Source organism: Nocardiopsis sp. NPDC049922, from assembly GCF_040660275.1.
Lineage (GTDB): Bacteria > Actinomycetota > Actinomycetes > Streptosporangiales > Streptosporangiaceae > Nocardiopsis.
Genome location: NZ_JBFAME010000011.1, coordinates 19,039 through 33,645, shown reverse-complemented (window position 1 = coordinate 33,645; position 14,607 = coordinate 19,039). Strand labels below are relative to the sequence as shown.

At 69.6% G+C, this 14,607-nt stretch carries 14 protein-coding genes; 4 read left to right on the top strand and 10 right to left on the bottom strand.

Annotated elements, in window-relative coordinates; all coding sequences use genetic code 11:
• Positions 1-166: 166 nt before the first annotated feature.
• The 5 genes from AB0I72_RS20475 to AB0I72_RS20455 form a co-directional block, all read right to left on the bottom strand.
• Positions 167-841: a hypothetical protein gene (locus AB0I72_RS20475; RefSeq protein ID WP_358570952.1), complete on the bottom strand. Its 675-nt coding sequence runs from the start codon at positions 839-841 to the stop codon at positions 167-169.
• 42 nt (positions 842-883) lie between these two features.
• The gene (locus tag AB0I72_RS20470) at positions 884-1,405 is read right to left on the bottom strand and encodes a hypothetical protein (protein WP_358570949.1); all 522 of its coding nucleotides are present in this window, start codon (positions 1,403-1,405) and stop codon (positions 884-886) included.
• Between the two features lie 17 nt (positions 1,406-1,422).
• Positions 1,423-2,124 carry an OmpA family protein gene (locus AB0I72_RS20465; RefSeq protein WP_358570946.1) on the bottom strand — a complete coding sequence of 234 codons (702 nt, stop codon included), beginning with the start codon at positions 2,122-2,124 and terminating at the stop codon, positions 1,423-1,425.
• Between the two features lie 425 nt (positions 2,125-2,549).
• Positions 2,550-2,771, bottom strand: coding sequence for a hypothetical protein (locus tag AB0I72_RS20460; RefSeq protein WP_358570943.1), 222 nt, complete (start codon positions 2,769-2,771; stop codon positions 2,550-2,552).
• A gap of 432 nt (positions 2,772-3,203) precedes the next feature.
• Positions 3,204-4,217, bottom strand: coding sequence for an LLM class flavin-dependent oxidoreductase (locus tag AB0I72_RS20455; RefSeq protein WP_358570940.1), 1,014 nt, complete (start codon positions 4,215-4,217; stop codon positions 3,204-3,206).
• 595 nt (positions 4,218-4,812) lie between these two features.
• Between AB0I72_RS20455 and AB0I72_RS20450 the strand changes: the two genes are divergently transcribed.
• Positions 4,813-4,980: a hypothetical protein gene (locus AB0I72_RS20450; RefSeq protein ID WP_358570937.1), complete on the top strand. Its 168-nt coding sequence runs from the start codon at positions 4,813-4,815 to the stop codon at positions 4,978-4,980.
• Between the two features lie 60 nt (positions 4,981-5,040).
• On the top strand, positions 5,041-5,982 hold the full coding sequence (locus AB0I72_RS20445; RefSeq protein WP_358570935.1) for a hypothetical protein: 942 nt from the start codon (positions 5,041-5,043) through the stop codon (positions 5,980-5,982).
• A gap of 23 nt (positions 5,983-6,005) precedes the next feature.
• Here AB0I72_RS20445 and AB0I72_RS20440 read toward each other — a convergent pair whose 3' ends face one another.
• Positions 6,006-6,692, bottom strand: coding sequence for a hypothetical protein (locus tag AB0I72_RS20440; protein ID WP_358570932.1), 687 nt, complete (start codon positions 6,690-6,692; stop codon positions 6,006-6,008).
• A gap of 466 nt (positions 6,693-7,158) precedes the next feature.
• On the opposite strand from AB0I72_RS20440, the gene AB0I72_RS20435 reads away from it, so the two are divergent.
• Positions 7,159-8,637 (top strand): sodium:glutamate symporter, encoded by a 1,479-nt coding sequence (locus AB0I72_RS20435; protein WP_358570929.1) that lies wholly within the window; start codon positions 7,159-7,161, stop codon positions 8,635-8,637.
• A 58-nt stretch (positions 8,638-8,695) separates the two neighbouring features.
• Here the strand turns inward: AB0I72_RS20435 and AB0I72_RS20430 are convergent, their stop codons facing one another.
• The gene (locus tag AB0I72_RS20430) at positions 8,696-9,823 is read right to left on the bottom strand and encodes a DUF418 domain-containing protein (RefSeq protein ID WP_358570926.1); all 1,128 of its coding nucleotides are present in this window, start codon (positions 9,821-9,823) and stop codon (positions 8,696-8,698) included.
• Positions 9,824-10,347: 524 nt separating this feature from the next.
• Here AB0I72_RS20430 and AB0I72_RS20425 point away from each other — a divergent pair.
• Complete coding sequence (locus AB0I72_RS20425; RefSeq protein WP_358570923.1) at positions 10,348-11,262, top strand: nitroreductase/quinone reductase family protein; 915 nt, start codon at positions 10,348-10,350, stop codon at positions 11,260-11,262.
• A gap of 60 nt (positions 11,263-11,322) precedes the next feature.
• On the opposite strand, the gene AB0I72_RS20420 is transcribed toward AB0I72_RS20425, so the two are convergent.
• Genes AB0I72_RS20420 through AB0I72_RS20410 form a run of 3 tightly spaced genes read right to left on the bottom strand, consistent with a single transcriptional unit; the run spans position 11,323 to position 14,563 of the window.
• The gene (locus AB0I72_RS20420; RefSeq protein ID WP_358570920.1) at positions 11,323-12,234 is read right to left on the bottom strand and encodes a type II secretion system F family protein; all 912 of its coding nucleotides are present in this window, start codon (positions 12,232-12,234) and stop codon (positions 11,323-11,325) included.
• Between the two features lie 12 nt (positions 12,235-12,246).
• The gene (locus AB0I72_RS20415; RefSeq protein WP_358570918.1) at positions 12,247-13,179 is read right to left on the bottom strand and encodes a type II secretion system F family protein; all 933 of its coding nucleotides are present in this window, start codon (positions 13,177-13,179) and stop codon (positions 12,247-12,249) included.
• Positions 13,180-13,237: 58 nt separating this feature from the next.
• Positions 13,238-14,563: a CpaF family protein gene (locus AB0I72_RS20410; RefSeq protein ID WP_358570915.1), complete on the bottom strand. Its 1,326-nt coding sequence runs from the start codon at positions 14,561-14,563 to the stop codon at positions 13,238-13,240.
• Between the last annotated feature and the right edge of the window lie 44 nt (positions 14,564-14,607).

The following is a 14,607-nucleotide window of genomic DNA, read 5'->3' as shown; positions in this document are numbered from 1 at the left end:
GACGGGCGGGTGAAGGATCAGGTTATGGGGGTATTTGTGGCGAAATAAGTGATTTCGGGAGACGTGCCGAAAGGTTTGCCGCGCACTGTGGGCCCTTTGCGACCCTTTCACGCCACGCTCACCGAGGAGGACGTGGGTGGCACGGGGACACGAGGCGGGACGCGCGTCAGTACGAGCCGGTGCCCTGCCAGTAGCTCCACGCGTTACAGGGGGTCTCGTGGGTCTGGTCGATGTGGTCGATGCCCCACGCGATCTGCGCGGACGCGCTCTGGGCGAACTCCGGCGGCATCGCGCCGTGCTGGCCGGCGAGGAACCCGGGGATGCCGACGGCACCGCTGTCGGGGTGGACGAGCGTGTGGTCCCACCCCGAGACGTTGGACCACAGGTTGTCCAGGCAGTCCCACTCCTGGCCGGCCCAACCCCGACTCTCGGCCTGGCTCAGCCCGATCGCCTGGTTGTCGATGGCGTTGGAGGAGTCGCCGGTCCACTCGTACTGGCTCGGCTCCTCCGGACGTTGGTTCTCCACCCAGGTCTCGTCACCGCAGTCGGGCCCCTCGACGAGGCACACCATCTGCCGGACGGTCCCGTTGAAGGTCCGGCTCAGCTCCAACTGGTAGACGGCGAGCATGATCGCCGCGACGAGGAGCGTGACCGCCGCGACCTCCACGAAGGCGGCTCCCCGATCGGCGCCGGGTCCGTGCGGCGGGCGCGCCGCGTGGAGGAGGGCACGCAGACGGCTCCGCACACGCGGTGGGCCGCTGCGGTCGCCGGAGCGCCTGGGCGGTCCGGTGGGGGTGGGCCGCCGGGTGTCCCCGAGCGCGGGGCCGTGGGGGGTGGGCAACGCCGTCTCCAGTCGTCGGGTGGGAGCCGTGGGGAAGGGGTTTCAGGAGATGGGGACGTCCTCGATCGGATCGAAGTTCGGGATCTCCACCGTCACGCTGTCGAGGTCGGCGGGAACGGAGAAGAGCGACCAGTAGGCGACCTGTTCGCCTGGGTTCAACGCTGCGATGAATTCATTGTTCCTTTCTCCCGAGCAGAGGCAGGACCCGGTGCCGTCCATGACTGGGTGATATCTCGTGCCTTCTCCCGGGTCTACGGTGCTAACACCGGAAAAACCCTGACCATCGTACAGGTATGCCCCGTCTCGGAGCCATGCGAGTCCTTCCTGCCCATTTCCGATGTTCTCGATGCTCCAGGTTACTGAAAGGAAGGATCCAGAGTCATCGCGCTCTGCCCAGTGGACCTCGGCTATCAGGTTGGCTGACACTGGCGCACTGCTCTGGCCGGTTCCAAGGGACTCGAGGTCCCCGGTGATTGGCATCGGAGTTGCGGCACTGATGCCTGTTGACATTGAGAAGGCAACTATGGTTGCCAGTGAGAAGGTCCCAAGGTGGCGATGGCCCATATTTGTTGTGACCTCCTTTACTTTTCGAATGTGACCGTAACTCGACGGTTTCTTTCGCGCCCTTCCTCGGTGTCATTGTCCGCGATGGGGTCAGCGGAACCATGGCCCGCCACCTCGAATTCAACTCCACCTCTCGTCACCAGGTCTACGAGTTGGCCCTCCACGGCCTCTGCGCGCTCCTGCGAAAGTGGAACATTGACGGAGTTATTGCCGGTGTTGTCCGCGTATCCGTCGATGCTGACAACTGTGGAACTCGCGTCATCGATCTCGAGCGCTACCTGTTCGAGGATATCAAGGGCGTCGGCGTTGAGGTCGGCGCTTCCACTTCCGAAGAGGACATCCGAGGCCAGGATGATGCTGACTTCCTCGTTGTTCTCAGTGCGGGCTGTGTTGTCTTCCAGGCTGTCCGAGATCATGGTCAGAGGGATGATCTCCGGATCTGCGAGGCCAGAGTTCTCCACCGATTCAGTGGAATCGGTCACAGGGACATCGAGCATCGGTGGTGTGAGGGGGGTTGTAACGGTCATGGCCTGGACGTCGGGGGGTGGTTCGGGGAAGATCACCCACATGTCCGCAGTGCCGCCCGCTGGGATGTTCTCCTCCAGAGACGAGCAGAAACATGAGCCGTTGACCTGGTTCATGCTCAGATGCCTGGTCTGGTTCGTTGGATCGAGCAGAGTAATTCTGTTCGCCGTGTAAGGGTTGTTGAAGTCGCTCAAACCATCCTGTAGGAAGTAGCTGGAGGTGGAATTGTTGGTGACACCGAGTCGGAGGCGCAGTAGGCTGCTGCCAACTCTTTCGAGGGCGTAGATGTCGATCTGGTAGTCAGCGCCGATGGCAGTGGAGGACGTTGTGCTGCTGGCGATGATCTCGACTTCGTTCCCGTTTTGGGATTCTGAGGGGCTGGTGTCGGTGTTGCCGGATTGTCTGGAGGTCTCACCGCCTGGCGAGTTAGCGGATTCCGGGCTGACAACGCAGCCAGTGGTGAGAAGTAGAACGACGACTGCTGTGGAACCGGCGAGTCCGGGCCTCCGCTTTGTCGCTCCCAGTGGAGGGGTATTTCTTACTTTCAATTTTCTGGTTTTCTGAGAGTGAGATGCCCTGATTCTGTCAGCTGCCTCATTCCGTCGAGGGAACCCTGGGGCTAGCCAGCCTCGGCTGGGCCTCGGAGAACTCCGTCGATCGCTCCTCGAATCCCTCCGCTGATGCTCTCGGCGAGTCCCAACTGGTAGACCGCGAACGCGATCGCCGCGACGAGGATGATGATGGCGGCGTACTCGACCATTCCGCCACCCCTGTCGTCCCTCCGGGGGGATGGGGAGACGCGGGCACTGAGGACTACCCAGAGCTTCGTCAGACTGCTCATGGAGGTGGCTCCTAGGGGGAGAGGGTCTTGTCACCACGTCGGCGTGGTCTCTTGCTTGTCGGGGAACGACGGCTCACACGGGGCCACCGGGGTTCGAGCGTGGGGGTGCTCACTCACCCGGTCCCACTATCCGGCACGTGACCGGGCACGGGCGCGCCCCCTGGCCGGATGTGGCCACGCAGGTTCATGATTCCCCCGGCCAGCCACGGGCACACACCGTCCACAGGCCGGGTGCGGCCTGGTGGTGCGTCGCTGCGCGCGTCGGGCCTCGATCACGGTCCTGCCGTCCGGGGTGACGACGAGTGCTCGGCGAGTGACCATGATCGCACGCGGTCTCTCCGAACGCCATGGGCGGGGGTCGGCAACCGCCCCGTTCATCCGCGTCGGCTCGGCCACCCGCACCGACCCGACCGTCCGCGCGCTCCCCTCCGGTCAGGCCAGGTCCACGCCGGGCCCCGCCAGGTCGAACATGTCCGCCAGCGCCTCGTACGACCGCAGTCGCGCCTTCTGGTCGTAGATCATCGTCGACACCATCAGCTCGTCCACCCCGGTGTCGGCGAGGAACCGCTCCAGTCCCGCGCGCACGGTCTCCGGTGACCCCACGAACGAGTAGCGCAGTGTCCCGTCGACGCGTTCCTTCTCCCCCGGCCGCCAGAGCGTGTCCAGGCTCTCCACGGGTGGTCGGAGCAGGCCGCGGTCACCTCGCACGATGCCGAGGAACTGCTGCTGCATCGAGGTGAACAGGCGTCGGGCCTCCGCGTCGGTGTCGGCGACGACCACGTTCACCCCGGCCATCGCGTACGGCTCACTCGCCTGTTCGGAGGGGCGGAAGTCCGCCCGGTAGGCCGTGAGCGCGTCGTACAGGGCGTCCGGCGCGAAGTGCGACGCGAAGGCGTACGGCAGGCCGAGCTGCGCGGCGAGCTGGGCGCCGAAGAGGCTGGAGCCCAGGATCCACAGGGGCACGCGCAACCCTTCGCCCGGGACCGCGCGGACGGGCTGGCCCGGCTCGGCCGGTTCGAAGTAGGCGCGCAGCTCCTGGACGTCGTCGGGGAAGGTCGACGAGGCGGTCCGGTCGCGGCGCAGCGCGCGCATGGTGCGGGGGTCGGTTCCCGGCGCCCGACCGAGACCGAGGTCGATCCGCCCGGGGTACAGCGACTCCAGCGTTCCGAACTGCTCGGCGATCACCAACGGGGAGTGGTTGGGGAGCATGACCCCGCCCGCGCCGACGCGGATCGTGGACGTGCCCTCGGCGATGAACCCGAGCGCGACCGAGGTGGCCGCGCTCGCGATGGCGCGCATGTTGTGGTGCTCGGACAGCCAGAAGCGCGTGTAACCCCAGGTCTCCAGGTGTTGGGCGAGTTCGCGGGCGGAGCGCAGCGAGTCCCCGGGGTTGGCGCCCTCGATGATCGTGGCGTGGTCGAGCACGGACAGCGCGACTCTGGACATGGTGGCCCTACTTCCCCCGGCGAACGAGCGGTTCCTGCGGTGCGCACCCGTGAGGGGACCACATGGTCCGGTCTCGACGGGCGTGCACGTTCGATGTTCGACGAACATCGAAGTTACACTCTTTCCCGGCCGCGTTCCACATCCCGTCCGGCCGTCGCCGGGCCAGCACGAGGAGGTGTGCCCTGGCCCCCGGGGAGCACACGCATCCCGCCGTCGAGGACGTGGAGCTGGAGGGCGGGTTCCCCGGGCTGCCGGCGTGCGTCCTCGCGTGTCGGGGCGCGCGGAGCGGCGATGACCGAACGCCGTGAGGGGCGTTGAGCGCGTCCCGGCCCCGTTGTGGACCGAGTCCCGTCAGGTGAGTCGGTTTGGGGTTTCGTGCGGTGATCGGAACTTCTGTCCGTCAATGGCATTCATGCAGGGTGAGTGGCCGAGATTGGCCAACTTTGTCCATGTTCTGTGGTCGAATCGTCTCCCATGGTAGTTTCTTGGGGATTTGGGCGTTCGTCAGAGCAGGAGGCGACGGTCACACCGCTCCGACGGCCCCGTCGCGGCCGCCGTGACACGTGAACAACCTCCATCCCCGAAGGACGTGAACGTGAGCCGATCCCTCCTGCCCCGGCGGGCCGCGCGGACCCACGGCGGCTCCGTCGGTCAGACGCTCAGCCACACCTTCGGCCTCCACCGGGGACCGCGGGTGCGCGGACTCACGCACATCAGTCATCGGGGCGTGTTCGCGACTCCGTTCGCCCGCTGCTGGACCTGATCGACGCGCGCCCGGGCGCGCGTCGTGGCCCGGGACCTCCCCCGACCCCTGGATGAGACCATGTCGCAGGTCCTGCTCTACGTGACACCCGCGACGGTGGCCCTCGCCACCGCCGCCGGAGCCCTCCTCGCCGTTCTGTGCGCGTGGTGGCGGTCGCGCCGCCCCGGCGTGGCCCGGGTGTGTCTCCGGGGCGTCCTGGCCGCCGCGACCCTCGTCTACGTGCTGGTCCTGGCCATGCCGATCGGCGTCTGGGACGGGCTCGCGGGGCCGACGTCGGACGAGAGGTGGGAGCCCTGGAGCGTGCTCCGGGAGTCCTGGGCGGGGGCGCCGCACGCGCCCTGGGCGGTCCAGGCCGGTGAGGGGCGGAGCATCACCCTGACCACGGGGGAGCACGCCTTCTACACGAGGGAGGCGCCCACCCCCGAGGACATCCGCGCGGTGGGCGGCGGTCGTGGCGAGGTCGCGCCCATGCGCGGGACCGGGCTCCGCCTGGAGGACCTGGACTACTTCGCCTACCCCGGGGGCTGGGGCGCCGTGGTCGTCCTCGGGGTCGGCGGCGAGGGCGTCGAACCGGAGGCGGCCACGGAGGTCGCCGATCAGGCGCGTCCCCTGCCGGGGCAGGTGGCCGTCCTGGCGGTGGACACAGCGGACGAGCCCGAGCGGCGCGGTCTGGCGGACCTGTGGGACGACGTACGGCTCGACCTCCAGACCCCGGGTGAGGTCACCGAGGCCACCATCCTCGACACCCTGCTGTACGTCCCGGTGGGAACCGTGGCCTTCCTGGCGTTCTCGTCGTGGGCGCCCCGGTATCTCTACGGCCCGGTCCTGTCGGTCGGGATCGAGCTGCTGCGACCGGTTCTGTCGGTCGAACGGATCCCCGACGCCGGGGACCTGCTGGCGCACCTCCTCGGCTCCGCCCTGGGCGTGGGGCTGGCGGCCGCCGCGCTCCTGCTGTTCCGTCGCGGTGGCGGCTCCGTGGCGATCCGACGTCCGCGCACCTGAGGCGTGACCGCGCGGCGGCTCCCTCACGGTGTGTCGCAGTCGACCCGTCGCCGGTCCGGGTGCGCCGGATCGTCGGACTCCTCCTCGCAGACGCGCCGCCCGTCGGGCTCCCACCGTCGTCGCCCGCCGACCGTCGACCCCGAGCGCACGTGCTCCTCGGACCGGATCAGGCCGTTGGGATGCCAGGTGTACCGCGGACCCTCCACCGCACCGTCGACGTAGCACGTCAGGGCGACGACCAGGCCGGAGGTGTCGGTCGCGAACGCCTCGCCGGTGAACGGGACGCCCGCGACGAGCACGCCGTCCGGTCCCTGTTCCAGTTCTTCGCGGGACACCCTGGTCCGGCCGCTGGGGGAGTGGACGGAGAACGCGTCCCGGATCAGGGAGCCGTCGTCGTCCCACTCCCGGCTGGTGGCCAGGTGCCCCTCAGGGGTGCGGACCTCCTCCAGCGAGACGCGACCGTTCGCGTGCCACTCACGCCACAGGTTGACCACCCCGCGCTCCTGGTCGCACTCGCCCTGGGCGCGCGGTGTGCCGTCCGGGTACCACTCCAGCCACGGCCCGTGCTCGCGACCGTCGCGATAGGTGACCAGTTCCTCCAGTCGGCCGTCCGCACCGATGCAGATCGACTCGCCGGTGAAGGGCACGCCCTCGTGCGTGATGGTTCCGTGCTCGTCCACACCCGTCCGGTCCGACGTGACTCTCTTCACTCACGCTCCTCTCGTGGTGCGGTCGGGGCCGGGGACTGGACGCTCCGGGGCGCGGCGCGCGGTCCCGTCAGGGGAGGGACGCAGCGGTTCCGCGTCCGTTCGCCATTATGCGGAGAAGGCGCCGGGTGCGGGGTCGATTCGCCGAAAACCGGGGGAGCCGCCGTCCCTCCGTGAGGCCCGACACAGCCGACGCCCGCTCCCCGGACCACGAACCGCCCTCACCGCGTCCGGAGTCCCGTGGCGGCGCGCTTTCGGTACCCGGTGCCGATGCTCGACGTTATGTTCACTCTGTGCTCACCACGCGGTCACGGCGTATAGGCTGCCCCGGGCGTTCACCGTGACCCTGTCACCCCGCCTGCGATCGCCGCCTCCTCGCGAGGTCCCGGACCGACGCGCCTGTCCGTTCCCCACGGCGGCGCCGGACTCCCACCTCCTCGCGCGGTACGTGAAACCATGAGAGGTAGAGATGTCCCCTGACACCATTGGCCTCGCACTCCTCCTGCTGGGGGTGTTGCTGCTGGTCTCGAAGCTCGTCCGGGTCAAGTGGAAGCTGACGCAGAGGCTGTATCTGCCCGGGTCGATCATCGGCGGCGGGATCGCTCTGCTCCTTGGTCCGGATGTCTTCGGGCGACTCATGGCGCTGCTCGCCGACCGCGGCGTGGCGGTCGGTCTCACCGGGCGCGCGGCCGAGGGCGGGCTGTTCGGCGTCGACGTGATGGCGGTGTGGTCGTCCCTGCCCGGACTGCTGATCTCCGTGGTCTTCGCCGGGCTCTTCCTGGGCAAACGCATGCCCCGCCTGCGTGACGCCGCCAGCCTCGCCGGGCCCAACCTCGCCTTCGGCGTCACCGTCGCCAGCGGCCAGTACGTCATCGGCATCGCGCTCGCCCTGCTGGTCCTCGTGCCCTTCCTCGACGTTCCCGCGGTCGCCGGAGCACTCATCGAGATCGGCTTCATCGGCGGACACGGCACCGCGGCCGGGCTCGGGAACACCTTCGCGGAGGTCGGCTGGGCCGAGGGACAGGACCTCGCCCTGGGCATGGCGACCGTCGGACTCCTGTCCGGCATCATCGTCGGCGTCATCCTCATCAACTGGGGAGCCCGGCGCGGCAAGACGACCGTGATCAGCTCGCAGACCAAGGGGACCAGCAACGAGCAGGCGGGTCTGGTCGAGCGGGACAAGCGCACCTCAGGGTCGATCATGACGATCCACCCGTCCTCCATGGACCCCCTCACCCTGCACTTCGGCCTCATCGCCCTCGCCGTACTCATCGGCCAACTACTCCTCATGGGCCTCCAAGCCCTGGAGCAGGTCCTGTGGGCGGACCAGATCGAGATCATGGCCTACGTGCCGCTCTTCCCGATGGCGATGATCGGCGGCATCGTGCTCCAGCTGTTCATCGACCGGTTCGACCGCAACGGCATCGTCGACCACCACACGATCGAGCGGATCCAGGGGCTGTCCCTGGACCTCCTCGTCATCGCGGCCATGGCCACACTCTCGCTGAGCGCGATCGCCGAGAACTTCCTCGCGTTCGCCCTGCTCACGATCGCCGGTCTGCTGTGGTGCCTGTTCGCCTTCCTGGTGCTGGCCCCGCGGATGATGCCCACCCACTGGTTCGAGCGGGGCATCGGCGAATTCGGCCAGTCCCTCGGCGTCACCGCGACCGGTCTCGTGCTCATGCGCGTGGTGGACCCGGAGATGCGCACCCCCGCCTACCCGGCGTTCGGTTACAAGCAGCTGATCTTCGAGCCGTTCTTCGGCGGCGGTCTGATCACCGCGGCGGCGATCCCGTTGATCGTCAGTCCCCAGGTGGGCGCGTTGGGCATGCTCGCCTTCATGGGCGTCGTCATGCTGGTCAGCCTCTACGTCGGCCTCGTCGTTCTCCGCAGGCGTCACCGCAAGGCCGCGCGGAGCCCGGAGGAGGCCGCCGAGGCGGTCTCCTAGCCCACGGCCCCGGCACCAGGGGTGCGGCACCCCTGGGGGGATGCCGCACCCCTCCCGTTCACTGACTCGGAACGTGTGCCGTCCGGGCGTAGGTGAGGCGACGCAGCAGCACCTCGGCGGGACCGCGCCTGCCCGCCCGGTGCAGGGCCCACGCCAGGACCACGGTTCCGAGCCACGTGCCGACGGCCACCACCGCCGCTCCCGTGTAGTTCAGCGTCGCGCCCAGGCCCAGGCCGTAGGGGGCGAACACCAGCGTGAACGCCACCGACTGGAGCAGGTAGCAGGTGAGCGAGCGCTCGCCGACGGCGGCCACGGCGGACACGACCGGGCCGCGACGCTCACCGATCCGCCACGCGACCAGGGCGATCACGGACGCCCATCCCAGCCCGCCCGCCCAACCGGCGGTGTCATGGGCCGCGGCGAGCATCACCGTGGTGAACGGAGACGGAGCCGGTGCCAGCTGGGCGGTCACCAGGGCGTCCGGTAGCCCGACGGCCACCGCGATCCCGAGACCGACCACGGCCGTGCGCGCCAGCAGGCCGAGGTGCGCGCCCGGCTCCTCCAGCACACGGTGCCGCGCCGCCCACATGCCGACCAGGATCATCGGCAGGGTGACCAGCAGCATCGTGAGCGGCGTGTAGAGCAGCCACTCCTGGATCCGTTCACCGGCGGCGATCCAGAACGATTCCTGGGTCAGGGACGGGGGAGCGATCGACGCCCCTTCTCCGCCCGACGACACCAGCAGGGCCACCACCGTCGTGACGGCGGTCGTGAGGACGGCGATCGACCCCGCCGTCCAGAGGAGGACCGAGTCCCTCACCCGGAGCATTCCGACGAAGAGCAGCGCGGTCAGTCCGTAGGTGCCGACGATGTCCACGGGCAGGAACAGGACGGCGTGCGCGAAACCGATCGCCAGCATCACCCAGCCGCGTCGGCGCAGCAGGACCCGTGCCCGGACCCACCCGCCGCCGCTGCCCTGGACCCGGGCCAGGATCTGCGTCATGCCGTACCCGAACACGAACGCGAAGAGGGGGATCGCGCGTCCGTTCACCGCCACGCCCTGCACGAACGCCACCGCCTGGTCGGCGGCCGAGCGCACCAGGTCGGTTCCGGTCAGGAAGAACTGGGCGTTCGCCAACGCGATGAACAGCAGCATGAAACCCCGGGCGAGGTCGGGGGCGAGCACGCGGGGTGGGGAGGGGGGGCGTCCGGACATCCGGAGGGGTGCGGTTCATGGTGTCGTCCTTCCGCTCGAACCGTTCCCGGGGAACGCTACGGAGCGGGACGACGGCGTCCCATCCGGCTGGGCAGCCGCTTTCGGGTGGGGCTGGCCCTACCCGCTCCTCGTCCGGTAGGCTGCCCGCCGTGTCACGTGCCGCCGACCAGAGAGCAGTGGGCCGGTCGGACGGTATGGAGGCACCTTGAGTTCTGGGGAGCCAGCCGTGAGCAGAGCACACAGCGCGTACAGCGTCTGAGGTCCGTCCCGGCGGCGTAGGCCATCGCCACGCCCATGACGTCGACCCTCGCGACCTCCCCGAACCGTCACCGGCATGCCCGGATCCCTGTCACGTCCACCCGGACCCGCCCGGCTCAGCCGCACGGGTGCTCCGGCCCTGGACGGCCCTGCCCCGCGACCCGTGCGCCCGGGGTGCCGAGGGCGTCTTCGGGGATGGTCGCCGCACCGCACCACCATCGTCGAAGGAGATCCGTATGTCACAGAACCCCCAGGTCCGATCCGAACCCCGCGTCAGCGACGTCAACGTCCCCGTCATCGAGGAGTTCCGCGCCAACGGCGGCCGCGTCGGCGGCATGTTCGAGGGCGGCGACCTGCTGCTCCTCACCTCGGTCGGAGCCCGGTCCGGCCGGGAGCACACCACCCCGTTGGGCTTCGTGCGCGTCGGGGACCGCCTGTACGTCGTCGCCTCGGCGGCCGGCGCCGACCGCCATCCCGACTGGTACCACAACGTGCTCGCCCACCCGATGGTGCGGGTGGAACTGGGCACCGAGGAGTTCGGTGTCGTCGCCGTGCCCCTGGAGGGGGAGGAACGGGACCGGGCGTTCGCCGAGATCGTCGCCCGGGTTCCCGGCTACGGGGACTACCAGGCCCGGACGGACCGCGTGATCCCGGTCGTGGCCCTGGAGCGCCCGTTCGCCGAGGGGGAGGTGGCCACCCTCGCGGACAAGCTCGTCGAGGTGCACACCTGGCTGCGCTCCCAGCTCGCCCACGTGAGGGCCGAGGCCGAGGCGTACCTGGCCGACCGTGAGAACGGCGGGTCGGCGCCGCTGGGGCTCAGCCTCCAACTGCGTCAGCACTGCCTGGCCTTCTGCGAGTCCCTGCGCTTCCACCACGACGGCGAGGAGACGATGTTCCCCCACCTGGAGAGGAGCGACCCCCGGCTGAAGGAGGCCCTGGAGCGCCTGCGCGCCGAACACCGCACGGTCGAACGGCTCCGAGGGGAGCTGGAGGCGCTGCTCGGGGACCTGTCCGCGGCCGATCCCGTGCGGTTCCGCGCCGAGCTGGACCGGATGTCCGAGGAACTGGAGACGCATCTGGACTACGAGGAGACCGAACTCTTCCCGACCCTGGCGGCCATCCCGTTCCCGCCGACGGCCCCCGCCCGGTGATCACGGAGGACCGGTTCCGGTGACCGCGTCCCCCGCGCGACCGTCGCGCGGGGGACGCGGTCACCCGCCGAGGATCGCGCCGAGGTTGACCTCGGTGCCCAGGAACATGGAGCCCACGACGAGGATCAACAGGCCCGGCAACAGCGTCACCGCGGTCACCATCGTCACCCTCGGGTTCATCCGCTGGGCCTTGCGCCGCATGTACTGGGCGTCGGCCCGGCGCATGTCCTGGCTGATGTCCACCAGGGTGTCGCTGAGCGGGGCGCCCAGTTCCTCCGCCTGCTGGATCGCGGTCACGAACTTGCTCAGCGACTCGTTGCGGTTACGTCTGCGCAGGGCCTCGAACGCCTCCCGGCGCGAGGTCCCCAGCTCCATCTGCTGGAGCGCCAGTGAGAACTCGTCGGACAGTACGCCGGGCATCGACTCGGCCACCCGCGCCACCGCGGCACGGAAGGACATACCCGCGCTCACCGTCACCGCGAGCACGTCCAGGAAGTCCGGCAACTGGGACTGCACCCGGTCCGAGCGCTCCTGCCCCTCCAGGTACAGGTTGAGGTCGGTCAGCCCGGCGAACGCCAACACGATCAGTGCCATGAGGGCGTTGCCCGACAGCAGCATCAGCACGCCGACCCCGCCGTACAGCGCCACCTCGCCGATCTTGCGCCGCACGTAGCGTTCCACCGTGAGCCCCTCGGGACGGCCCGCGGTGTCGATCCGTTCGTTGATCGACGCGCGTCGCCGCTCGCCCAGCGAGGCCAGCACCGACCGGGAGAACGGCCGCCCGATCGCCTCGGTGATCCGGTGCAGCACGAACGTCCGGTCCGGCCGGGCGCGCGGTACCAGCGCGGTGGGGTCGTCCACCCGGACCCGGGTCTGGGACAGCGTGAGGTACGCGCCGTAGCAGGCCGTCAGCACCACGAGCGTCGACGCCAGCGCCGCGGCGAAGGGCACCAGGGAGTACACGCCACTCATCGGACAGCCCCTCTACAGGTCGAATTTGGTGATCCGGGCGACCAGGAGGAAGCCCACGGTGTACAGAGCGGCCACCACCAGCAGCACCGCCACCCCCGAGGGGGAGGTGGTCATCGTCCGCAGGATCCCGGGTTCGATGGCGTTGATCATGAACAGGGCGCCCACCGACATGAACCCCAGAGCCCAGACGGTGCTCGTCGTCTCGCTGAGAATGGTCCGCACCTCGCGCCGTGTCTCCTTGCGGTTCTCCAGCGTGCTGGAGATGTTGCGCAGCGCCGTGACCAGCGAGCCACCGGAGCGGGAGGCGACGACCAGCGTCGACAGCAGCACACCCAGCTCCCGTGACGGCATCCGCTCGCGCAGCTCGGAGACCGCCTCCTCGAAGCTCGCGCCCACCTTCATCGACTCGGCCATGCGGCCCAACTCCTCACCCGCGGGGCCGTCCAGCTCCTCGGCGGCCATCGACACCGCCGTCGGCAGCGCCAGCCCCGCCGAGGTGGCGTTGCCCAGCACCCGCGCCACGTCGGGCAGCTGCGCGGTGAACTCCTCGCGCCGCTTGGCCTCGGCCCGGTTCAGGTAGGAGAAGAACAGGAACGCCACACCGCCCGCCGCGAGCAGTCCGAGAACGGGGGCCAGCACCTGCCAGACCACGATCACGGCGAGCAGCGAACCGCCCACGAGGGCGACCACGAAGGTCGACAGCCGCACCTGCGCGCCGGAGCGGTTGATCCGCCGGTACAGCCGGGCGCCCCACTGCGTGCGGTGGATCGCCAGGTCCAACCGCGCCGACAGCGTCGACGCCTCGTACTCGGCCTGGGCCAGCGCGCTGCGCTCGGCGATCAGCCGCCGCGTCTCGGCGCTGGCCACGAACTCCCACAGCGCCCACAGCGCCAGCGCGAGCACGATGGCCAACCCACCGAGGATGGCCAGGAACTGCCAGGTCACCGGGGCTCCCTTCGGAGTGGACGGGACGCGTGTGCCCGGGCGGGCAGCGCGGGGCGGCTCACCGCTCGCCCCTGGGGCGGTCGTCGGGCACCACGCCGAACGCGGCCGGGACGCTCTCGCCCACCTGGTAGATCCGCCCGGCGACGTGCCGGGGCAGCGGCAGGTGCCGGAACTCGCCCTCGACCGCCCGGTTGGCGGCCATCGGCAGCGCCTCGAACTTCATGACGGTGTCCAACCGGAACTCCTCGCGCCTTCGGGAGGAGACCACGGACACCTCGTTGACCCGGCGCGATCCGTCCGGCCACCGGCCCAGGTGCACGATGGCGTCCACGGCGTTGTTGATCTGGTCGCGGATCGCGTCGTAGGGGACCAGGCCCTCACCCAGGGTCGCCAGGGTCTGGAGGCGGTGGATCGCGTCGTGAGCGGAGTTGGCGTGCACGGTGACCAGCGACCCGTCGTGGCCGGTGTTCATCGCCTGGAGCATGTCGATGGTCTCCGCGCCGCGCACCTCGCCCACGATGATCCGGTCCGGCCGCATCCGCAGCGCGTTGCGGACCAGGTCGCGGATGCTGATCTCGCCCCGGCCCTCGATGTTGGCCGGACGCGACTCCAGGCGTACGACGTGGTCCTGCATGAGCTGGAGCTCGGCCGAGTCCTCGATGGTGACGATGCGCTCGCTGGTCGGCACGAACGCCGACATGGCGTTGAGGAAGGTGGTCTTGCCGCTGCCGGTGCCCCCCGACACCACGATGTTGAATCGGGCCCGGACCATCGCGGACAGCAGGATGCCGGTGGCCGAGTCCAGGCTCCCCATGCGGACCAGCTCGTCGATGGGGTAGGGCTTGGGGAACCGGCGGATGGTCAGGATGGGCCCGGACAGGGACAGCGGCGGGATGATGACGTTCACCCGCTCGCCGGTGGGCAGGCGGGCGTCCACCATCGGAGAGGACTCGTCCACCCTCCGGTTGACCAGGGAGACGATCCGGTCGATGGTCTGGTACAGCTGCTCCTCGCCGTTGAACGCGGCGTCGACCCGCTGCATCCGACCCGCGCGCTCGATGAACACGTTGTCCGGGCCGTTGACCATGATCTCGGTGACGGTCTCGTCGGCCAGCAGCGGTTCGAGCACACCCAGCCCGAGCGCCTCGTCGACCACCCGCCGGATGAGCAGCGACCGCTCGCGGTCGGACAGCACCGGCCCCTCGCGGGAGAGGATGTGCCCGACGACCTTCTCCAGCCGCACGCGGCGCTGCGCCAGGGTCAGGCGGGTGAGGTCCTCGAGGTTGATCTCCTCGAGCAGGCGCCGCCGCCAGTGCGTCACGCTCCCGCGGTCGCCGCGCCCTTCATTGGCGCGGTCCTCCTCGAGCCGGTCCTTCAGACCCACGGCTCTCCACTCCTTCCCTGGGGGTTCCGTGCGGCGGGGCGGCC

Excerpts from the sequence above, each read along its gene's own strand:
- AB0I72_RS20455 (WP_358570940.1), bottom strand. The coding sequence starts at position 4,217 with ATGTCCAGAGTCGCGCTGTCCGTGCTCGACCACGCCACGATCATCGAG.
- AB0I72_RS20470 (WP_358570949.1), bottom strand. The coding sequence starts at position 1,405 with ATGGGCCATCGCCACCTTGGGACCTTCTCACTGGCAACCATAGTTGCC.
- AB0I72_RS20420 (WP_358570920.1), bottom strand. The coding sequence starts at position 12,234 with ATGAGTGGCGTGTACTCCCTGGTGCCCTTCGCCGCGGCGCTGGCGTCG.
- AB0I72_RS20445 (WP_358570935.1), top strand. The coding sequence starts at position 5,041 with ATGTCGCAGGTCCTGCTCTACGTGACACCCGCGACGGTGGCCCTCGCC.
- AB0I72_RS20460 (WP_358570943.1), bottom strand. The coding sequence starts at position 2,771 with ATGAGCAGTCTGACGAAGCTCTGGGTAGTCCTCAGTGCCCGCGTCTCC.
- AB0I72_RS20425 (WP_358570923.1), top strand. The coding sequence starts at position 10,348 with ATGTCACAGAACCCCCAGGTCCGATCCGAACCCCGCGTCAGCGACGTC.
- AB0I72_RS20435 (WP_358570929.1), top strand. The coding sequence starts at position 7,159 with ATGTCCCCTGACACCATTGGCCTCGCACTCCTCCTGCTGGGGGTGTTG.